The 17,474-nt window shown below is 62.5% G+C and carries 13 protein-coding genes; 4 read left to right on the forward strand and 9 right to left on the reverse strand.

Features of this window, described 5'->3' with window-relative positions; all coding sequences use genetic code 11:
* Positions 1-67: 67 nt before the first annotated feature.
* From DQ397_RS00295 to DQ397_RS00305, 3 genes are all read right to left on the reverse strand, one after another.
* A complete protein-coding gene (locus DQ397_RS00295; protein ID WP_043208132.1) occupies positions 68-2,494 on the reverse strand; it encodes a TonB-dependent receptor in 2,427 nt (808 codons plus the stop codon).
* A gap of 108 nt (positions 2,495-2,602) precedes the next feature.
* The gene (locus DQ397_RS00300) at positions 2,603-3,565 is read right to left on the reverse strand and encodes a FecR family protein (RefSeq protein ID WP_043208130.1); all 963 of its coding nucleotides are present in this window, start codon (positions 3,563-3,565) and stop codon (positions 2,603-2,605) included.
* Between the two features lie 17 nt (positions 3,566-3,582).
* A complete protein-coding gene (locus tag DQ397_RS00305; RefSeq protein ID WP_043208129.1) occupies positions 3,583-4,083 on the reverse strand; it encodes an RNA polymerase sigma factor in 501 nt (166 codons plus the stop codon).
* Between the two features lie 60 nt (positions 4,084-4,143).
* Here DQ397_RS00305 and DQ397_RS00310 point away from each other — a divergent pair, with 60 nt between their 5' ends.
* On the forward strand, positions 4,144-4,464 hold the full coding sequence (locus DQ397_RS00310) for a hypothetical protein (protein WP_148921442.1): 321 nt from the start codon (positions 4,144-4,146) through the stop codon (positions 4,462-4,464).
* A gap of 213 nt (positions 4,465-4,677) precedes the next feature.
* Positions 4,678-5,841, forward strand: a complete 1,164-nt coding sequence (locus DQ397_RS00315; protein WP_043208127.1) for a type III PLP-dependent enzyme — start codon at positions 4,678-4,680, stop codon at positions 5,839-5,841.
* Positions 5,842-5,965: 124 nt separating this feature from the next.
* On the opposite strand, the gene DQ397_RS00320 is transcribed toward DQ397_RS00315, so the two are convergent.
* Together DQ397_RS00320 and DQ397_RS00325 are read right to left on the reverse strand one after the other, a co-directional pair.
* Complete coding sequence (locus tag DQ397_RS00320) at positions 5,966-6,715, reverse strand: tetratricopeptide repeat protein (protein ID WP_043208124.1); 750 nt, start codon at positions 6,713-6,715, stop codon at positions 5,966-5,968.
* Positions 6,716-6,718: 3 nt separating this feature from the next.
* Positions 6,719-7,399 carry a Fe2+-dependent dioxygenase gene (locus tag DQ397_RS00325; RefSeq protein ID WP_043208123.1) on the reverse strand — a complete coding sequence of 227 codons (681 nt, stop codon included), beginning with the start codon at positions 7,397-7,399 and terminating at the stop codon, positions 6,719-6,721.
* A gap of 221 nt (positions 7,400-7,620) precedes the next feature.
* Here DQ397_RS00325 and DQ397_RS00330 point away from each other — a divergent pair, with 221 nt between their 5' ends.
* Positions 7,621-9,903 carry a TonB-dependent siderophore receptor gene (locus DQ397_RS00330; RefSeq protein WP_043208121.1) on the forward strand — a complete coding sequence of 761 codons (2,283 nt, stop codon included), beginning with the start codon at positions 7,621-7,623 and terminating at the stop codon, positions 9,901-9,903.
* 106 nt (positions 9,904-10,009) lie between these two features.
* Positions 10,010-12,565, forward strand: coding sequence for a sulfite reductase flavoprotein subunit alpha (locus tag DQ397_RS00335; protein ID WP_043208118.1), 2,556 nt, complete (start codon positions 10,010-10,012; stop codon positions 12,563-12,565).
* Between the two features lie 83 nt (positions 12,566-12,648).
* Here the strand turns inward: DQ397_RS00335 and DQ397_RS00340 are convergent, their stop codons facing one another.
* The 4 genes from DQ397_RS00340 to bamB form a co-directional block, all read right to left on the reverse strand.
* On the reverse strand, positions 12,649-13,443 hold the full coding sequence (locus DQ397_RS00340; protein ID WP_043208116.1) for an amidohydrolase: 795 nt from the start codon (positions 13,441-13,443) through the stop codon (positions 12,649-12,651).
* Positions 13,431-14,579, reverse strand: coding sequence for a pyridoxal phosphate-dependent aminotransferase (locus DQ397_RS00345; RefSeq protein WP_043208115.1), 1,149 nt, complete (start codon positions 14,577-14,579; stop codon positions 13,431-13,433). Before DQ397_RS00345 ends, DQ397_RS00340 begins: the two co-directional genes overlap by 13 nt.
* 168 nt (positions 14,580-14,747) lie before the next feature.
* On the reverse strand, positions 14,748-16,214 hold the full coding sequence (der, locus tag DQ397_RS00350) for a ribosome biogenesis GTPase Der (RefSeq protein WP_043208112.1): 1,467 nt from the start codon (positions 16,212-16,214) through the stop codon (positions 14,748-14,750).
* A 117-nt stretch (positions 16,215-16,331) separates the two neighbouring features.
* Entirely contained in the window at positions 16,332-17,474 is a 1,143-nt protein-coding gene (gene bamB / locus DQ397_RS00355) for an outer membrane protein assembly factor BamB (protein ID WP_043208110.1), read from the reverse strand.

Here is a 17,474-nt window from a genome sequence, read left to right on the forward strand (position 1 = left end):
CGCTCCTACAGCCAATAGCGTTGTATTTGCGGGAGCGGATTTACCTGCGAATCAGGCACCACTGGTGTCAGAACCCTACACTGGCCTGCACATAGAAGGTGCGCGGCTCCCCCACATAGAGCCCGGCATTGTTGTCGCTGGAGCGGGTGTAGTACTGCTTGTCGAAGAGGTTCTTCACGCCCGCCGCCAGCTTCAGGTTCGATAGCTGCGGTCCGAAGTCATACCCACCACGGGCATGCCAGGTGACATAACCCGGAATATCGCCGAACCGTCCATCGGCACTCGGCTCGGTGATGTAGTTGCCGTTGAACTGGCCATTGGTGATCCCCGTGCCTGGCGAGCGCTGCTTGGACTGGGCATAAGCATCCAGATTCCAGGTCCAGCGGTTCATCTCGTAGCGCAGCCCCGCCGTGGCCACCTGGCGGGAGTAGAACGGCAGGTCACGACCTTTGAAGCCAGGGATCTCGCCTTCATAGGTGGCGCGGGTATAGGTGTAGCCTGCATTGGCCGTCAGCCCTTGCAGGCGTGCATCCAACCCGGACAGGTCATAACGCACGGCGGCTTCGATGCCCTGGTGCTTGGTCGCCCCCAGGTTGGTCCAGCCCACCTCGTTGCTGATGTATTGCAGCTCGTCGTCGAAGTCGATGTAGAACGCGGTCAGCTCGCCCGCGAAATGGCCATCGTCATAACGCGTGCCGATCTCGTAGGTCTTGGCCTTTTCCGGCTCCAGGCCATTGGCGGTGCTGTCGCCTTTACCACCTTGCCCAAGCTGGAAGTACTGCAGGCTGCCGAAAGAGGTCTCGTAGTTGGCGAACAGCTTCCAGGCATCGGACAGGTGATACATCACGCTCAATGCTGGCAGGGGTTCGTTGCTGGTGACACTGCGGTTTTTCTCAGGGACGCGCTGGTAGTCTCCATCCAGCACCGGGCGGTCGCGCCAGTCGGTATTGATGTGCTCGAAGCGAAGGCCGGGGGTGATGGTCCAGTTGCCGACGTCGATCTTGTCGTCGATGTAGTAGGCACTGGCTTCGGTGCCCCCGCTGCGGTCCTGGATGACATGGCCGTCGGAACCCGGGACCGGCGTCGGCACGTTGTCGATCAGCGCCAGCTGCGAAGACTGCTCGCGCATGGCTTCCTTCAGGTAGCGATAGCCGACGCTGACTTCCTGGGTGGTGGGGCCGGCGAAGAAGATCCGCGACAGGCGCGGCTCGATGGCGAAGGTGTGGTAATTGCGCGGGTACGACGACAGGGTCTTCATGGTGCGGTCGGCGATGGAGCTGCCGCGGAAGCTGTCGGTGTAATAGGTCAGCACTTCGAACTGGGTGGCCTCGTCGAGCTGACGCTGCCACTTGAACGACACGTCCTTGCGACGGCCGGCGAAGTAGTCGTAGTCGCGCACCGACTGGAAGGGGTCTTGGTCGAACTGCGCCTGGGTCAGGCCACCGGGCATGTCGGCCCGACCATCGTAGTAATGGAAGTTGAGCCAGAACTCGTCGCTGTCGGTGGGCGCCCAGTGGGTCTTGAGGATGACGTCGTCGATGTCATTGCCATTGTTGCTGCTGCGGTAACCGTTGCCGTTCACGCCGGTATAGAGCAATGCCACACCCATGCCGTTATCGGCAGTGCCGCCGACAAATGCCGACTCGGTGTGTTTCCAGCCGCCATGGCGAGAGGTTTCCAGCGTTGTGGACAACTCACCCGAAGCTTTCTCCGGGATGGCACGGGTCACGAAGTTGATCACCCCGCCGACGTTCTGCGGGCCATAGCGCACGGAGCCTGCGCCGCGAACCACATCGATGCTGTCGAGGTTGCCCGAGGAAATTGGCGCCATGGACAGCTGTGGCTGGCCATAGGGCGCGAACGCGGCGGGGATACCGTCGATCAACACCGTCGAGCGCGGCGACAGGCGTGATGTCAGTCCGCGCACACCCACGTTGAGCGACAGGTCGCTGCCACCGGTGCCATTGGAATCCTGGACCTGCACACCTGGGATGCCGCGCAGCACGTCGCGTACGTTCATCGCGCCCTTTTCCACCATGGCCTCACGACGCACCACGGTGCGCGCGCCGGGATGGTTCTGTACCACGCTCTGCTGGGCATCCCCCAGCCAGTCGCCGACCACTTTGACGTCGGTGGGCGCCAGCTCAAGGCTGCCGGTGGTCAACACGCCTGCGCTCTCGGCCGGCTTGACCACCACGGTGCCCTGGGACAGCTCATAGGTCAGCCCACTGCCTTGCAATAATTGTTGCAGCGCCTGCTCCGGCGCAAGATTTCCCGAGACCGCCGGGGCCTGCTTGCCCGCCACCAGTTCAGGGCTGAAGAACAATTGCAGGTTGGTCTGTTGCCCCAACTGGCTCAAGGCCGAAGCCAGGGGCTGAGCCTGGATTTGGATCGTCGCCGGCGTTTGTTCGGCGTAGGCATTGGCCGTGGCGGCACTGATCGCCAGGGCCAGCGCGAGGGAAGGCAAACGCAGGAAAGGCTTGTTGTTATTCACGTCGTCGAAGAATCCTGAAAGTCCGGATGAACGCCAACCACACGCAAATGGAAATGCTTGGCAGTTGCAGCTGGCGAGGAAGACGAACGAGTGAAAAAAAACCTGAATTTATTTCGCGATAATTTCGCTGGAGCCGTCGCCGTGGGTCTTGATGGCCACCGGCAAGATGCTCGGCAGGGCCCGAAGCAGCGCGTCGGTGTCATCGACACTGAAGGTGCTGGACAGGCGCAGGCCCGCCGCCTTGCCAGGGGCGACGCGCAGTGGCTGGCTGCGGTAACGGGAGACTTCCGCCACCACCTCGGCCAAGGTGGCGTTATCGAACACCAGCTTGCCGTGACGCCAGGCCGTCACGACAGCCGCATCCACAGGGTACGGCGCCACGACCTGCCCTTGCGGATCGATATGCGCGCCCAGGCCCGCGGTGAGCTGCGCCGATGGACCCGAAGCCCCTTCCACCTTGACGGAGCCCTGTTCCACGGCCACCCGGGTGTGCCCGCGGTCCAGGCGCACATCGAAACGGGTCCCGGTTACGGTGACGCGTCCCTGAGCGGTGTCGACCACGAAAGGCCGTGCGCTGTCGTGGGCGACGCTGAACATCACTTCACCCGCTTCGAGCACGACCTGTCGCTGCCCGGCGCTGTACCTCACGCCCAGGCGAGTCGCGCCATTGAGTTGCAGCTGCGAGCCGTCCGGCAGCTCGATATCACGGCGCTCGCCCAAGGCGGTCTGCAGGTCTTCGCTATGGTTTTCGCGGGTGTATTGCCAGCCACGCCAGCCCAATCCAAGGGCGGCGGCGCCCACTCCCGCCGCCAGGGCCTGCTGCAGGAAACGCCGACGGGGCAGATGCCGCACAGGCTCAGGAACGCACAGCGCCTCCAGGCGCTGGGGCGGGATGTGGTCGGCGGCCTGCCACAACCGCTCGAGCAGGCCGTACTCCTGGCGGTGGCGAGGATCGGCCTTAAGCCACTGATGCAAGCGCGCCTGCAGCTGGGTATCTCCCGGCGCATCCTGGATACGCGCGAACCATTCGGCGGCCTGCTCACGCACGTCTTCGGCGCCGGGCTGTTTCATGCAAAGGGTCTCCTGACTCATCGGGTGGACACATCCAGGTGCTCACGCAGATGCCGGAGCGTGCGGATCATATACTTTTCGACCATGTTCTTGCTCAGGCCCATGCGCTCGGCAATCTCCGCCTGGGTCAGCCCCTCGAGCTTCTGCCAGACGAACACCTGCCGGCAATTGACCGGCAGCTCGGCCAGGGCGCGCTCGACGCTGTCGGCCAGTTCCAAGGCATGTACATAGGCTTCCGGATCACCATTGCCTGCGGCGCCTTCATCGAACATCTCCTCTTCCAAGGCCTGGCGCCGGTCCTCACGGCGGTAACCGTCGACGGCAATGTTGCGGGCCGTCTGGTGCAGGTAGGCGCGCGGCTGCTCGATGACCTCTCGCGGGTTTTCCAGCACCCGCACGAAAGCGTCATGGGCGAGGTCCTCGGCCTGTGGACGGTTGCGCAGCTTGCGCGTCCAGGTGCCGATCAGCTCGTGATAGTGATCGAGGAAGCCTTTGTGTCCAGACATGGTCGAGGCCATCTAGGGGCAGGTACAAGGTCGCGAATAGTAATGCTTCTCATAAACGACGGCAAATCAACGATGACCCAGCCCGACCTAGAGATCGGTAACAAAAAATTTATAGGAATTTCGGTCGATCTGACGCGCCCCTCAAGTGGCCATAAATATGAACACTTTGGCGCCATCGATCCGTTACCTTTGCTCGGTCTCGCGTCGCCAAGAGAACACCATGGCGTCTTTTTCGGGGGCTCGCCTCTGAAGGGGGCGGCGCGGTCCATTCCACAATTCTTTACGCTTGGGAACATCAGCCGTTCACACAGGTCGGTTATTCCAGTGGCAGGTGGCCAAAACGCGACGAACGTGCCGGGATTGCCTGTTGATTCTGCATTCCTCACGCCCTAAAGTGCGCGCCGAACGTCCATGCTGGAAACGATCCATCCGGCTCAAGTACTGACGACGAGACAGCAAGGTCACCCGCCGCTCCGCTTCACGGGCACGGTTGACCTTTTTGCTTTCGGCGACATGCCTTGGGAAGTAGGCGAACCAAAGTGGGGATACGGAGGACGTTCAGTTTGCACCACTTAATTTTTCAGTTTGCCCATGGAGTCCCTCAGCATGTCGATCCAGGTCGAAGACTATTTCGCGCGTGACACCTTCCAGAAGATGAAGGCGTTCGCCGACAAGCAGGAAACCCCGTTCGTACTCATCGACACCCAGATGATCAGCCAGGCCTATGACGACCTGCGCGCAGGCTTCGAATTCGCCAAGGTCTACTACGCGGTCAAGGCCAACCCGGCAGTCGAGATCATCGACCTGCTCAAGGAAAAAGGCTCGAGCTTCGATATCGCCTCGATCTACGAGCTGGACAAAGTGCTGGGCCGTGGTGTCACCGCCGACCGCATCAGCTACGGCAACACCATCAAGAAGTCCAAGGACATCCGCTACTTCTACGAGAAGGGCGTGCGCCTGTACGCCACCGACTCCGAGGCGGACCTGCGCAACATCGCCAAGGCCGCACCGGGTTCGAAAGTCTACGTGCGCATCCTCACCGAAGGCTCCACCACTGCCGACTGGCCGCTGTCGCGCAAGTTCGGCTGCCAGACCGACATGGCCATGGACCTGCTGATCCTCGCCCGTGACCTGGGCCTGGTGCCTTACGGCATCTCCTTCCATGTCGGCTCCCAGCAGCGCGACATCAGCGTCTGGGACGCGGCCATCGCCAAGGTCAAGGTCATCTTCGAGCGCCTGAAGGAAGAAGACGGCATCGAGCTCAAGCTGATCAACATGGGCGGTGGTTTCCCGGCCAACTACATCACCCGTACCAACAGCCTCGAAACCTACGCCGAGGAAATCATCCGCTTCCTCAAGGAAGACTTCGGTGACGACCTGCCGGAAATCATCCTCGAGCCAGGTCGCTCGCTGATCGCCAACGCCGGCATCCTGGTCAGCGAAGTGGTGCTGGTGGCACGCAAGTCGCGCACCGCTGTCGAACGCTGGATCTACACCGACGTGGGCAAGTTCTCCGGCCTGATCGAAACCATGGACGAGTCGATCAAGTTCCCGATCTGGACCGAGAAGAAAGGCGAGACCGAAGAAGTGGTCATCGCCGGCCCCACCTGCGACAGCGCCGACATCATGTACGAGCACTACAAGTACGGCCTGCCACTGAACCTGGCCATCGGTGACCGCCTCTACTGGCTGTCCACCGGCGCCTACACCACCAGCTACAGCGCGGTGGAGTTCAACGGCTTCCCGCCGCTGAAGGCCTACTACCTGTAATGCAAGACGGGGCCGCGAGGCCCCGTTTTCATGTGCGCCTTCTTCGTGAGTAAACCCGCCCCATCAAGTCCATTACGGGCCTGGTGGAGCGGATTTACACGAAGGACTGTAAAGACAGACGCCTTCAAGGCTTACGCCTTTGCAGCTCTTGGGCATACCGCGCGGCAAACGCCATCAGCATCGGCCCCGCCTGCTGCAAGGTCACCAAGGCACTGCGCAGAAAATTCAGGTTCCCCTCGACCCGCGCCCGCTCCAACCAAGGCTGGGCCTCGGCCAACTGCCCACGTTCGACCAGTACCATCGCCAGGCTGAACATGCCGCGAAAATCACCCGCCTCAGCCGAACGGCGATACCAGCGCACCGCGCGCACCGGACTGGCAGCGGTGGCGATCCCCTGCTCCAGGTAACGGCCATACAGGTTCATCGACTTGGCATGGCCCAAGTGCGCCGCCTTTTCATAGCAGCTCAACGCCAGAGCCTGGTCCACAGCGACGCCTCTCCCGGTAGCCAGCAGGTTGGCATAGTTGTACAGCCCCCAGTCCAGACCGGCGTCAGCCGCCTGGCGATAGTGAGCAGCGGCCATCCGCAGGTCGCTTTCCCCGCCCCAGCCATGCTCCAGGCATCGTCCCAGCATGTTGTGCCCCATGGCGCTTGCGCCTTGGGCCGCTATAGCAAACCACTGCCGCGCCAGCGCCCGGTCCTGCTCGATGCCGCGGCCATCCAGCAGAATCTGCCCGAGCATCAACTGCGCCTCGACAACCCCCCGTTGCGCCGCGGCCAGGATGGCTTGGGCCGCCTTGCCAGGGCTTTGTTCGAGCATGGCTTGCAGACCTGCGATATCGACGACTTCCTCACGACGCAACTGATATGACACGGCTCAGACCTCGGCCCAGCGGCGCAGCAGGTTGTGATAGGTGCCGGTCAGTTGCAGCAACGACGGGTGATCGGGGACATCGGCGGTCAATTGGCGGATGGCATTGTCCATCTCGAACAGCAAGGTGCGCTGGCTGTCCTCGCGCACCAGGCTTTGGGTCCAGAAAAACGCCGCATAGCGCGCCCCACGGGTAACCGGATTGACCTTGTGCAGGCTGGTGCCCGGATACAGCACCATGTCGCCGGCCGCCAGCTTGACCTGCTGCACACCATAGGTGTCCTGGATGACGAGTTCGCCACCGTCATAGCTGTCCGGGTCGCTCAAGAACAACGTAGAAGAGACATCCGTGCGTATCCGCTCGGCGCTGCCCTTGGGCTGACGCAGCGCGTTGTCGATGTGGAAGCCGAAATTGCCGCCTTCGCGGTAGCAGTTGATCAGCGGTGGAAACACCTTGTGCGGCAATGCCGCAGACATGAACAGCGGATTGCGCCACAGACGATCGATCAAGGCGTTGCCGATCTCCTTGGCCAGCGCGTGCCCTTCTGGCAACTGCAGGTTGTGCTTGGCCTTAGCCGACTGATAACCCGCGGTGACCTTGCCGTCGGCCCAGTCCGCCTGCTCCAGCGCCTCACGGATGCGGGAGAGTTCGTCGGCGTCGAACAGACCGGGAATGTGAAGCAGCATGACGGTGGCACCTGAGAGGTAGTAAGGCTGCCAATGATATTGATTCCCTTTTGCACCACACAAGCCCTGCCAGCCGCTTAAGACGTTTCAGCACAGCAAAACCGTAAAGAGAAATTGTAAAGATTGTAAGTTTCTCGCGACTGTTAACGATTCTCAATTGAGACTCACAATTGCTTGCATTAAGATCCGCCGACTTCAAACCTTGGGGAAGGTTCATCGAAATGCGTCACGTGCCATCTGCTGTGAGTTCACCACGTCTGCTCGCCTCCGCCATCGGCATGGCGATCACCGCCACTTCTGCCTATGCGGCTGATCCTGCTGCCAATAACGCCATTACCCTGGATGCCACCAGCGTCAATGGCAAAGTCGAGCAGGCCAGCACCGACTACAAAGTCGAGAAGGCCTCGTCGCAGAAGTACACAGCACCGCTGGTGGATACACCGCGCTCGATCACCGTGATCCCACAACAGGTCATCAAGGACACCAACGCCCTCACCCTGCAGGATGCCCTGCGTACCGTGCCAGGCATCACCTTTGGCGCTGGCGAAGGTGGCAACCCTCAGGGCGACCGCCCGTTCATCCGTGGCTTCGACGCCCAGGGCGATACCTACCTCGATGGCGTGCGTGACACTGGCGCCCAGACCCGCGAGATCTTCGCCGTCGAGTCGGTGGAAGTCGCCAAAGGCCCAAACTCCGCCATCGGCGGCCGCGGCGCGGCGGGCGGCACCATCAACCTGGTGAGCAAGCGCGCTCACCTGGGCAACTCGTTCGACGCAGGCTACACCTGGGGCAGCGACCAGACCCAGCGCTACACCCTCGACGGCAACTACCAGTTCAGCGATACCGTTGCCGGCCGCCTGAACCTGATGACCCACGACAGCAAGGTCGCCGGTCGCGATAAGGTCAACTACGACCGCTGGGGTATCGCACCGTCCCTGGCCTTCGGCCTCGGCACCCCGACCCGCGTGAACCTCGACTACTACCACCTGGAAAGCGATGACCTGCCAGATTCCGGCATTCCTTACAGCATCCCGCGCGCAGGCAGCAACGCCCGGACCTCGGCTCATCCTGACAAGCCGGTCGATGGCGGTGACAGCGACAATTTCTACGGTCTGACCGGGCGCGATTTCCGCAAGACCCGCACCGATATCGCGACCATCGCCGTCGAGCACGACCTGAGCGACTCGCTGACCATCAAGAACACCCTGCGTCACGGCAACAGCATGCAGGACTACGTCCTGACCCAGCCTGACGACAGCGCGGGCAACGTGAACAACAACGGCGTATGGCGCCGCGCGAACACCCGCGTGGGTAACACCGCCACCACCACCAACCAGACCGACCTGTTCGGCGAATTCTTCGTGGGCGGCTTCAAGAACAACTTCTCCACCGGCGTCGAGTTCACCAAGGAAGATTCGGACCGCCAGAGCTACAAGGTCACCCCCAACAGCAAGATCGAGGATTGCACCGGTCCAAGCCATGGCGGCAGCTGCACCTCGCTGAGCGATCCGAACCCGGACGATGCGTGGGACGGCACCGTGGAGCGTAACTACGCCGGCACCAAGACCAGCAGCAAGACCCGTGCGATCTATGCCTTCGACACCCTGGAGCTGACCCCCCAGTGGCTGTTGAACATGGGCCTGCGCTATGACCACTTCGACACCAAGTTCCGTGGCTACAACGCCGATGGCTCCACCGTCGTCAACAAGGACGGTACCCTGAACAAGGGTCGCGACAAGAGCGAGTTCTTCACCGGCCAGTTGGGCCTAGTGTGGAAGCCGGCGGACAACGGCAGCATCTACGTCTCCTATGCCACCTCCGCGACCCCGCCAGGTGCCATGCTCGGTGAAGGTACCGAAGCCAACCCGCTGTCGGGTACCGCGAACCGTGGTGGTCAGATCCTGAGCAGCGACATGGAGCCGGAAGAGACCACCAACTACGAGATCGGCACCAAGTGGGACCTGCTCGACGAGCGCCTGTCGCTGGCCGCTGCCGTGTTCCGTACCGAGAAAGACAACGCCCGTGTCCAGGTCGACACCACCAGCTACGAGAACGTCGGCAAGACCCGCGTGGACGGTATCGAACTGTCGGCCAGCGGCAAGCTCACCGACAAGTGGCAGGTCTTCGCAGGCTACACCTACCTGGAAGCTCGCCAGGTCGATGGCGGCCCGATGGGCAAGGCCAACGACGGCAACCAGTTGCCGAACACTCCCAACAACAGCGCAAGCCTGTGGACCACTTACTCGATCACGCCCAAGCTGACCGTCGGTGGTGGCGCCTTCTACGTGGATGATGTCTACGGCAACGTCGCCAACACCACCATGGTTGACAGCTACGTGCGCTACGACGCCATGGCCGCATACAAGCTGACCAAGAACATAGACTTGCAGCTGAACGTGCAAAACCTCACCAACGAGGTCTACTACGACAAGGCGTACTCCACACACTTCGCCAACCAGGCGGCAGGCCGCACTGCCCTGCTGACCACCAGCGTCCACTTCTAAGCACGCTGGCCGAGAGCCCCGCTCACCTTTCCGGTGACCGGGGCTTTCGCGTACCAAGGCATAATGCTCGCCGCGCCTCGCCCGGCGTCCAGACAAGGTGAATGATGTGGTGAAGAAGTCGCTGTTCCAATTGCACTGGTTCTTTGGCATCACCGCCGGCCTGGTGCTGGCGTTGATGGGCGTCACCGGGGCGGTTTATTCGTTCCAGGAAGAACTGCTGCGCCTGTTCAATCCGCACGTGCTCAAGGTGCAGGTACGCCAGGAAGGCGTGCTACCGCCGGCCGAGCTGGTGCGCCGGGTCGAGGCGGCCCAGGGCGACACCGTCTCGATGCTGTGGGTCGATACCCGTGAGGGCAACGCTGCACGCATTTTCTTCCAGCCGCCCCCCGGTGAGCGCCGCGGCCAGATGCGCTATGTCGACCCCTACACCGGCCAGTTCCAGGGTGACGTCACGGGGCAAGGCTTCTTCAATCTGATGCTGCAGCTGCATCGCTTCTTGGCCATGGGCGACACCGGTCGCCAAATTACCGGTGCCTGCACCCTGATGCTGGTGTTCTTCTGCCTCTCAGGCCTGTATCTGCGCTGGCCACGTCAGGCGTTGAACTGGCGGGCATGGCTGACGCTGGAGTGGGCCAAGAAAGGCCGTGCCTTCAATTGGGACCTGCACGCCGTCGCCGGGACCTGGTGTCTGCTGTTCTATCTGCTGTTCGCCCTGACGGGCTTGTTCTGGTCCTACGAATGGTACCGCGAAGGCCTGAACAAACTATTGGCCGACGCCCCCGCCGCCGGGCAGCAGCAAAAGCGTGGAGAGGGTCGTGGCCGCCACGGCCCGCAGAAGCTCGACAAGGACGCACCGCCTCTGGTGGTGGACTACGACGCCATCTGGACCAGCCTCAAGGAGGCCGCAGGCCCCGGCCTTTTGACTTACAACCTGCGCCTGCCGCCTGCCGGAGGGCGACCGGCGACGCTCTTCTACCTCCTCGAAGGTGCCGACCACGAGCGCGCTTTCAACACCCTCACGCTGGACCCGGCCACCGGCCAGGTGAAACACCACGAGCGCTACGCCGACAAACCGTTCAAAGCGCAGTTGCTGCAAAGCGTCTATGCCTTGCACGTGGGCAGCTACTTCGGCCTGCCAGGTCGGATCATCGTCACCGTGGCCAGCCTGACCATGCCGCTGTTCTTCATCACCGGCTGGCTGCTGTACCTCGATCGCCGACGCAAGAAACGCCAAGTGCAGGCGGCCCGCAGCTCGGTAACCCCCGCCAAGGCCGGTGGCGACAACTGGCTGATCGGTTTCGCCAGCCAGAGCGGTTTCGCCGAACAGCTGGCCTGGCAGAGCGCCGGCCAACTGCAAGCAGCCGGTCTGCCGGTGCAAGTCCGTGCGCTCGCCGAATTGGGTCAAGCCGACCTGCAACAGGCCCGTCGCGCGCTGTTCGTGGTCAGTACCTTCGGCGACGGCGAAGCCCCTGACAGCGCCCGCGCCTTCGAGCGCAAGGTGCTCGGCCAACCGTGGGCGCTGGACCACCTGAACTACGCCGTGCTCGCGCTGGGCGATCGCCAGTACCCGCACTTCTGTGGCTTCGCCCGCAGACTCCAGGCCTGGCTGGGCGAGCGCGGCGCCACCCGTGCCTTCAGCCCAGTGGAAGTGGACAACGCTGATCCGGCAGCCCTGCTGCAATGGCATCAGGCACTCGCCCGACTGACCGGAGCCGAACCGGTGACTGCCTGGCCAGCGCCGTCGTTCGCCAACTGGACCCTGCGCCAGCGCCAATGCCTGAACCCAGGCAGCCAGGGCGCACCGGTCTACCTGCTGGCGCTGCAGTCAGACCAGCCCCACACCTGGGAAGCGGGTGATCTGGTAGAGGTCCTGCCGCGCAACGGTCAACCGCGCATTGACGCCTTGCTCGCCGGCCTGGGGCTGGACGTGACGACCCCGGTGCAACTGGACGGCCTGTGCGAGCCTCTCGGTAAGGCCCTGGCCACCCGCCAGTTGCCGCTGGGCCGGGAACATCTGGTGGGCCTGCATGCCCAGGCAGTGGTCGATGCCTTGATTCCCATCACCCCACGGGAGTACTCCATCGCGTCGATCGCCAGCGACGGCATGCTGGAGCTGATCGTTCGTCAAGAACTGCACCCCGACGGCAGCCTGGGCCTGGGCTCAGGCTGGCTGACTGAATACTTACCGCTGCAGGGCAATGTCACCCTGCGCCTGCGTCGCAACAGCGGCTTCCGCCTGCCGGATGCACCCGCGCCGATGATTCTGATCGGCAACGGCACAGGCCTTGCGGGCCTGCGCAGCCTGCTCAAGGCGCGTATCGCCGCTGGCGAAACACGCAATTGGTTGCTGTTCGGCGAGCGCAACCGCGCTCATGACTTGCTGTGCGGGAACGAGCTTCAGGCCTGGTTGACCGCTGGCGACCTGCAACGACTGGACCTGGCGTTTTCACGGGACCAGGCAGATAAAGTGTATGTGCAGGATGTCCTGTTGCAGCAGGCCGAGGTGCTCAAGCGCTGGGTGGCCGAGGGGGCTTGTATCTATGTCTGCGGCAGCTTGCAGGGGATGGCCGCTGGCGTGGATGCAGCGCTCAATGGAATCCTCGGGGCCGAGATGGTGCAGCAGTTGATCGAGGATGGGCGGTATCGGCGGGATGTGTATTGATTGAGCAAACCCGCACCTACAGGTATTGCGCTGTCCTGTGGCTCAGCGCAGTACTGGTGGGAGCGGGTTGACCTGCGAAAGATTCAATAATGCAGTTCGAAGGTATCGGCATCCAGGTTGGCCGGGAAACGTGCGCGATACGCCGCCAGCTCCGCCGCCCGGAGCACCACGGTGAACACCCCATCGGCTTCGCCGGCACTGAGCAGGCTCTCCCCTTGGAAATCCAGCACCTGGCTGTCGCCTGAATAGGCAAAGCCCTTGCCGTCGGTGCCGACACGGTTCACTGCCGCCACATAGCACAGGTTCTCGATCCCCCGCGCCGGCAACAGACGGTTCCAGTGCTGACGGCGCGCGGCCGGCCAGTTGGCGGTATAAAGCAAAAGGTCGGTGTCCTGGGCATCACGGCTCCACACCGGGAAGCGCAGGTCGTAGCAGATCAGCGGACGCACGCGCCAACCTTTGAGCTCGAACTGCACCTGGCGCTCGCCCGGTGTGTAGTGCCGGTGCTCGCCGGCCATGCGGAACAGGTGGCGCTTGTCGTAATGCAGGATCTCGCCATCGGGCCGCGCCCACAGCAAGCGGTTGCGGTGGCTGCCATCGGCGGCCTGGATGATCACGCTGCCGGTGATCACCGTATCGAACTTCTTGGCCTGAGCCTTCAGCCATTTGTAGGTGGGGCCATTCTCAGGCTCGGCGAGGCTTTCGGACTCCATGGAGAAGCCAGTGGTGAACATCTCAGGAAGGATCACCAGATCCGCCTCGCCGACCTGGGCCAACAGCTCTTCGAAATGCGCATAGTTGGCCTCGCGGTCGTGCCAGGCCAGGGTTGTCTGCACCAGGGCGACTTTCAGGTTAGGCAGTTGGCTCAGATCGCGCATAGTTTTTCCGCCGCCTGACGCAGCGTCTCCTCACGTTTGGCAAAGCACAGGCGCACCAGGCGTTGCTCGGGGATAGGTTGCTGGTAGAACACCGAAACCGGAATGGTCGCCACGCCGTGCTCACGGGTCAGCCACAGCGACATCTCGACATCACCCAGATCCGGGCGTATCTGCGAATAATCCACCAGCTGGAAGTAAGTACCTGGGGTACGAGTGAAGGTGAAACGCGAGTCCTGCAGCAAGTCGCAGAACAGGTCGCGCTTGGCCTGATAGAAGCCCGGCAACTCATCCAGATGTTCAGGGTGCTCGGCCATGTAGTCGGCCAAGGCACACTGCAAGGGCGTTACACCACAGAAGTTGACGTATTGGTGGACCTTGCGCAACTCCACGCTCAACGCCGGTGGCGCCACCACATAGCCGGTCTTCCAGCCAGTGACGTGATAGGTCTTGCCGAACGAGCTGACCACGAATGCACGTGAGTAGAGCTGCTCATGGGCCAATACACTGGCATGGCGCACGCCGTCATAGATCAGGTGCTCGTACACTTCGTCGCTGACCAGGTAGATATCACGACCTTCGATCAAGTGTGCCAGCTGGTCCAGGTCCTCACGGCTAATCAATGCGCCGCTGGGGTTGTGTGGCGAATTCAGGATGACCATGCGCGTGCGCGGCGTCAGTGCATCGCTGAACTTCTGCCAGTCGATACGGAACTCGCCATCGCACAGTTGCACGTGCACGCAGCGTCCGCCGGCCAGTTCAACGGACGGCTCGTAGCTGTCATAGGACGGATCGAAGACAATCACCTCGTCGCCCGCCTGGATCACCGCCTGGATGGCACAGAAGATCGCCTCGGTGGCACCTGGCGTGATGGTCACTTCCTGATCGGCATCGACCGTCACGCCATACAGGCGTGCGATCTTGGCCGCCACTTGCTGGCGCAAGGCTGGCAGGCCGGTCATCGGCGAGTATTGGTTATGGCCGGCCATGACATGGCGGCACACGGCATCGAGCAGCGCCTGGGGCGCGTCGAAGTCTGGGAAGCCCTGGGACAGGTTGAGCGCACCTGTCTGTACGGCCAACTGCGACATGGTGGTGAAAATGGTCGTGCCGACGTTCGGCAATTTGCTGCGGATCATGAAGCCCTCTTTCCTGAACACTGCATACGGCACGGGGTAGAGCCCGAGCATAGCGGATCGAGCGGTCAGGAAAAAGGACGAAGCCACACGCGAAAAGCTTCAAGCGGCAAGAAAGAGCGGACTCGGTGCACTGCTCTCTCTTGAGGCTTGAAGCTTGAAGCTCGCCGCTTACTTGCGCTTGTCCTTGCGCTTCTTCTCGGCTTTCTTGTGGTGCGACATCAGGCGGCGCTTCTTGTTGACCTGACGATCGGTGAGGGTGTTCTTCTTGCCCTCGAACGGGTTGTCGCTGCCCTTGTACTCGATACGGATCGGCGTGCCGACCAGCTTGAGCACCCGGCGGTAGGTGTTTTCCAGGTAACGCGAGTACGACCGCGGGATCTTGTCGGTCTGGTTGCCGTGGATCACGATCAGCGGCGGGTTCGCGCCGCCGAGGTGGGCGTAACGCAGCTTGATGCGACGACCGTTGACCATTGGCGGCTGGTGCTCGCTGATGGCGTCCTCGAGGATCTGGGTCAGGCGGCTGGTCGGCCAGCGGGTGACCGCCGACTTGAACGCAGCCTGCACGGATTTGTACAGATGGCCCACACCGGTGCCGTGTAGCGCAGAGATGAAATGGATGTCGGCGAAGTCGACGAAGAATAGCCGGCGCTCGAGCTCCGTCTTCACGTATTCGCGCTCGCTCGGCTCCATGCCGTCCCACTTGTTCAGGGCGATGACGATGGCACGACCCGCTTCCAGAGCGAAGCCCAGCAGGTTCAGGTCATGATCGACCACACCTTCACGGGCATCCATGACAAAGATCACCACGTTGGCGTCCTTGATCGCCTGCAGCGTCTTGACCACCGAGAACTTCTCGACTTCCTCGTGGATCTTGCCGCGCTTGCGCACCCCGGCGGTGTCGATGAAGGTGTACTTCTCGTCGTCACGCTCGAACGGGATGTAAATACTGTCCCGGGTAGTGCCCGGCTGGTCGTAGACCACCACGCGCTCTTCGCCCAACATACGGTTGACCAAGGTCGATTTGCCGACGTTGGGACGACCGATGATGGCGATCTTGATGCCATCCTTCTCGCTCGGCCCCGGGATGCGTGCGGCTTCTTCGCCTTCGGCAACGTCTTCGTCGAGGGCTTCCTCGACCTTGTCGCGCGGAATGTGGCCCAGCACGGCTTCCATCAAGGCGTTGATGCCACGCCCTTGGGAGCCGGCGACCGGGATGGCATTACCCATGCCCAGTGGCGAGAACTCGGCGCGGGCAACGTCCGCATCGATGTTGTCGATCTTGTTGGCGACCAGGATTGCCTCTTTGTTTCGCTTGCGCAGGTGCTCGGCAATCATCTGGTCAGCGGCGGTCATACCGGCGCGGGCATCCACCAGGAACAACACATAGTCGGCTTCTTCGATGGCCATCAGCGACTGCTCGGCCATCTTCTCGTCCATGCCCACTTCGTCACCGGTGATACCACCGGTGTCGATCAGGATGTAGGAACGACCCTGCCAGGTGGCATCACCATATTGGCGGTCACGGGTCAGGCCCGACAGGTCACCGACGATGGCATCGCGGGTCTTGGTCAGGCGGTTGAACATGGTGGATTTGCCGACGTTCGGCCGTCCCACCAGGGCGATTACGGGAACCATGCGGCTCTCCACTCTTGAATTCTTGAAAATGCAAAGGCCGCTGCAAGGCAGCGGCCGGAGTTCGTGCGGCGCATCAAGCGCCGCGGCTCGAGGCCGTATCCGGCCTCAAGCTTAGCTTCAGCGGATGGTCAGTGCCTCGAGTTTGCCGCTGTTGCCGAAGACATAGATGGTGTCGCCGACCACCAGGGGACGGGCGCGCAGGCCATCGCTGTCGATCCGCTCGCGACCCACGAAGCGACCATCGACCTGGCTGAGCAGGTGCAGGTAGCCCTCGAAATCACCTACGACCACGTAGCTGGAGAACACTTCCGGCGCTGACAGCTGACGGCGTGCCATGGAGTCGTTGGTCCACAGGGCGCTGGACGAGCGCTCATCGACGCTTTCCACGGTGCCCGACGCTTCGCTGACATAGACGTTGCCGAAGCCCTGGGCGACACCGACGTAGCTGGAGGCATCGCGCTGCCACAGCACACGTCCGGTTTCCAGGTCCAGGCCCGCAACGCGGCCCTGGTAGGTGCTCACGTACAGGGTGCCGCCGGACAGCAGCAGGCCGCCGTCGATGTCCACCACGCGGTCGAGCTCGGAACGGCCCTGCGGAATGGCCACGCGGCTCTCCCACACCGGCACGCCGTTGCGCACATCCACCGCGACCACCTTGCCGGTGGACAGGCCGGCCACGGCCAGGCGGTTGGTCACCACCGGTGCGCCGGTGCCGCGCAGGGTCAGTACGGCCGGAGTGTTCTCATAGATCCACAGGCGGTCACCGGTGGCAGCGTCGAGGCCGATCAAACGGTCGTCCTGGGTCTGCACCACTACCACGTCACCGTTGTTGGCAGGCGGCGCCAGCACTTCGCTGGTCACCCGAGAACGCCAGCGCTCTTCGCCGGTGCTGGCATCCAGGGCAATGACTTCGCCCTTGAGGGTGCCGAGCATGACCAGACCGTAACCCACGCCGACTGCGCCGGAGACCGACAGGTCCAAGTCCTTCTTCCACACCACGTCGCCGTCGATGCGGTTCAGGGCCATGACCCGACCGTTGACGTCGGAGGCATAGATGCGGTCGTTCTCGATGGCCGGAACCAAGGTGTTGTACGTCTCACCCTGGCCGTCGCCGATCGAGCGGCTCCACTGCTTCTTGAGCACCACTTCCTCGGTGAACTTGGTCAGCTCGGCCGGAGGCAGTTCCTTCTTGCTGTTGCTGCTGCAACCTGCGGCCAGCACGGCCAGGGTGAGCACTGCTGCTTGTTTCCAACCGATCAC

Origin of the sequence: Pseudomonas sp. CK-NBRI-02 (assembly GCF_008124495.1) — a bacterium.
GTDB classification, from domain to species: Bacteria; Pseudomonadota; Gammaproteobacteria; order Pseudomonadales; family Pseudomonadaceae; genus Aquipseudomonas; species Aquipseudomonas guariconensis.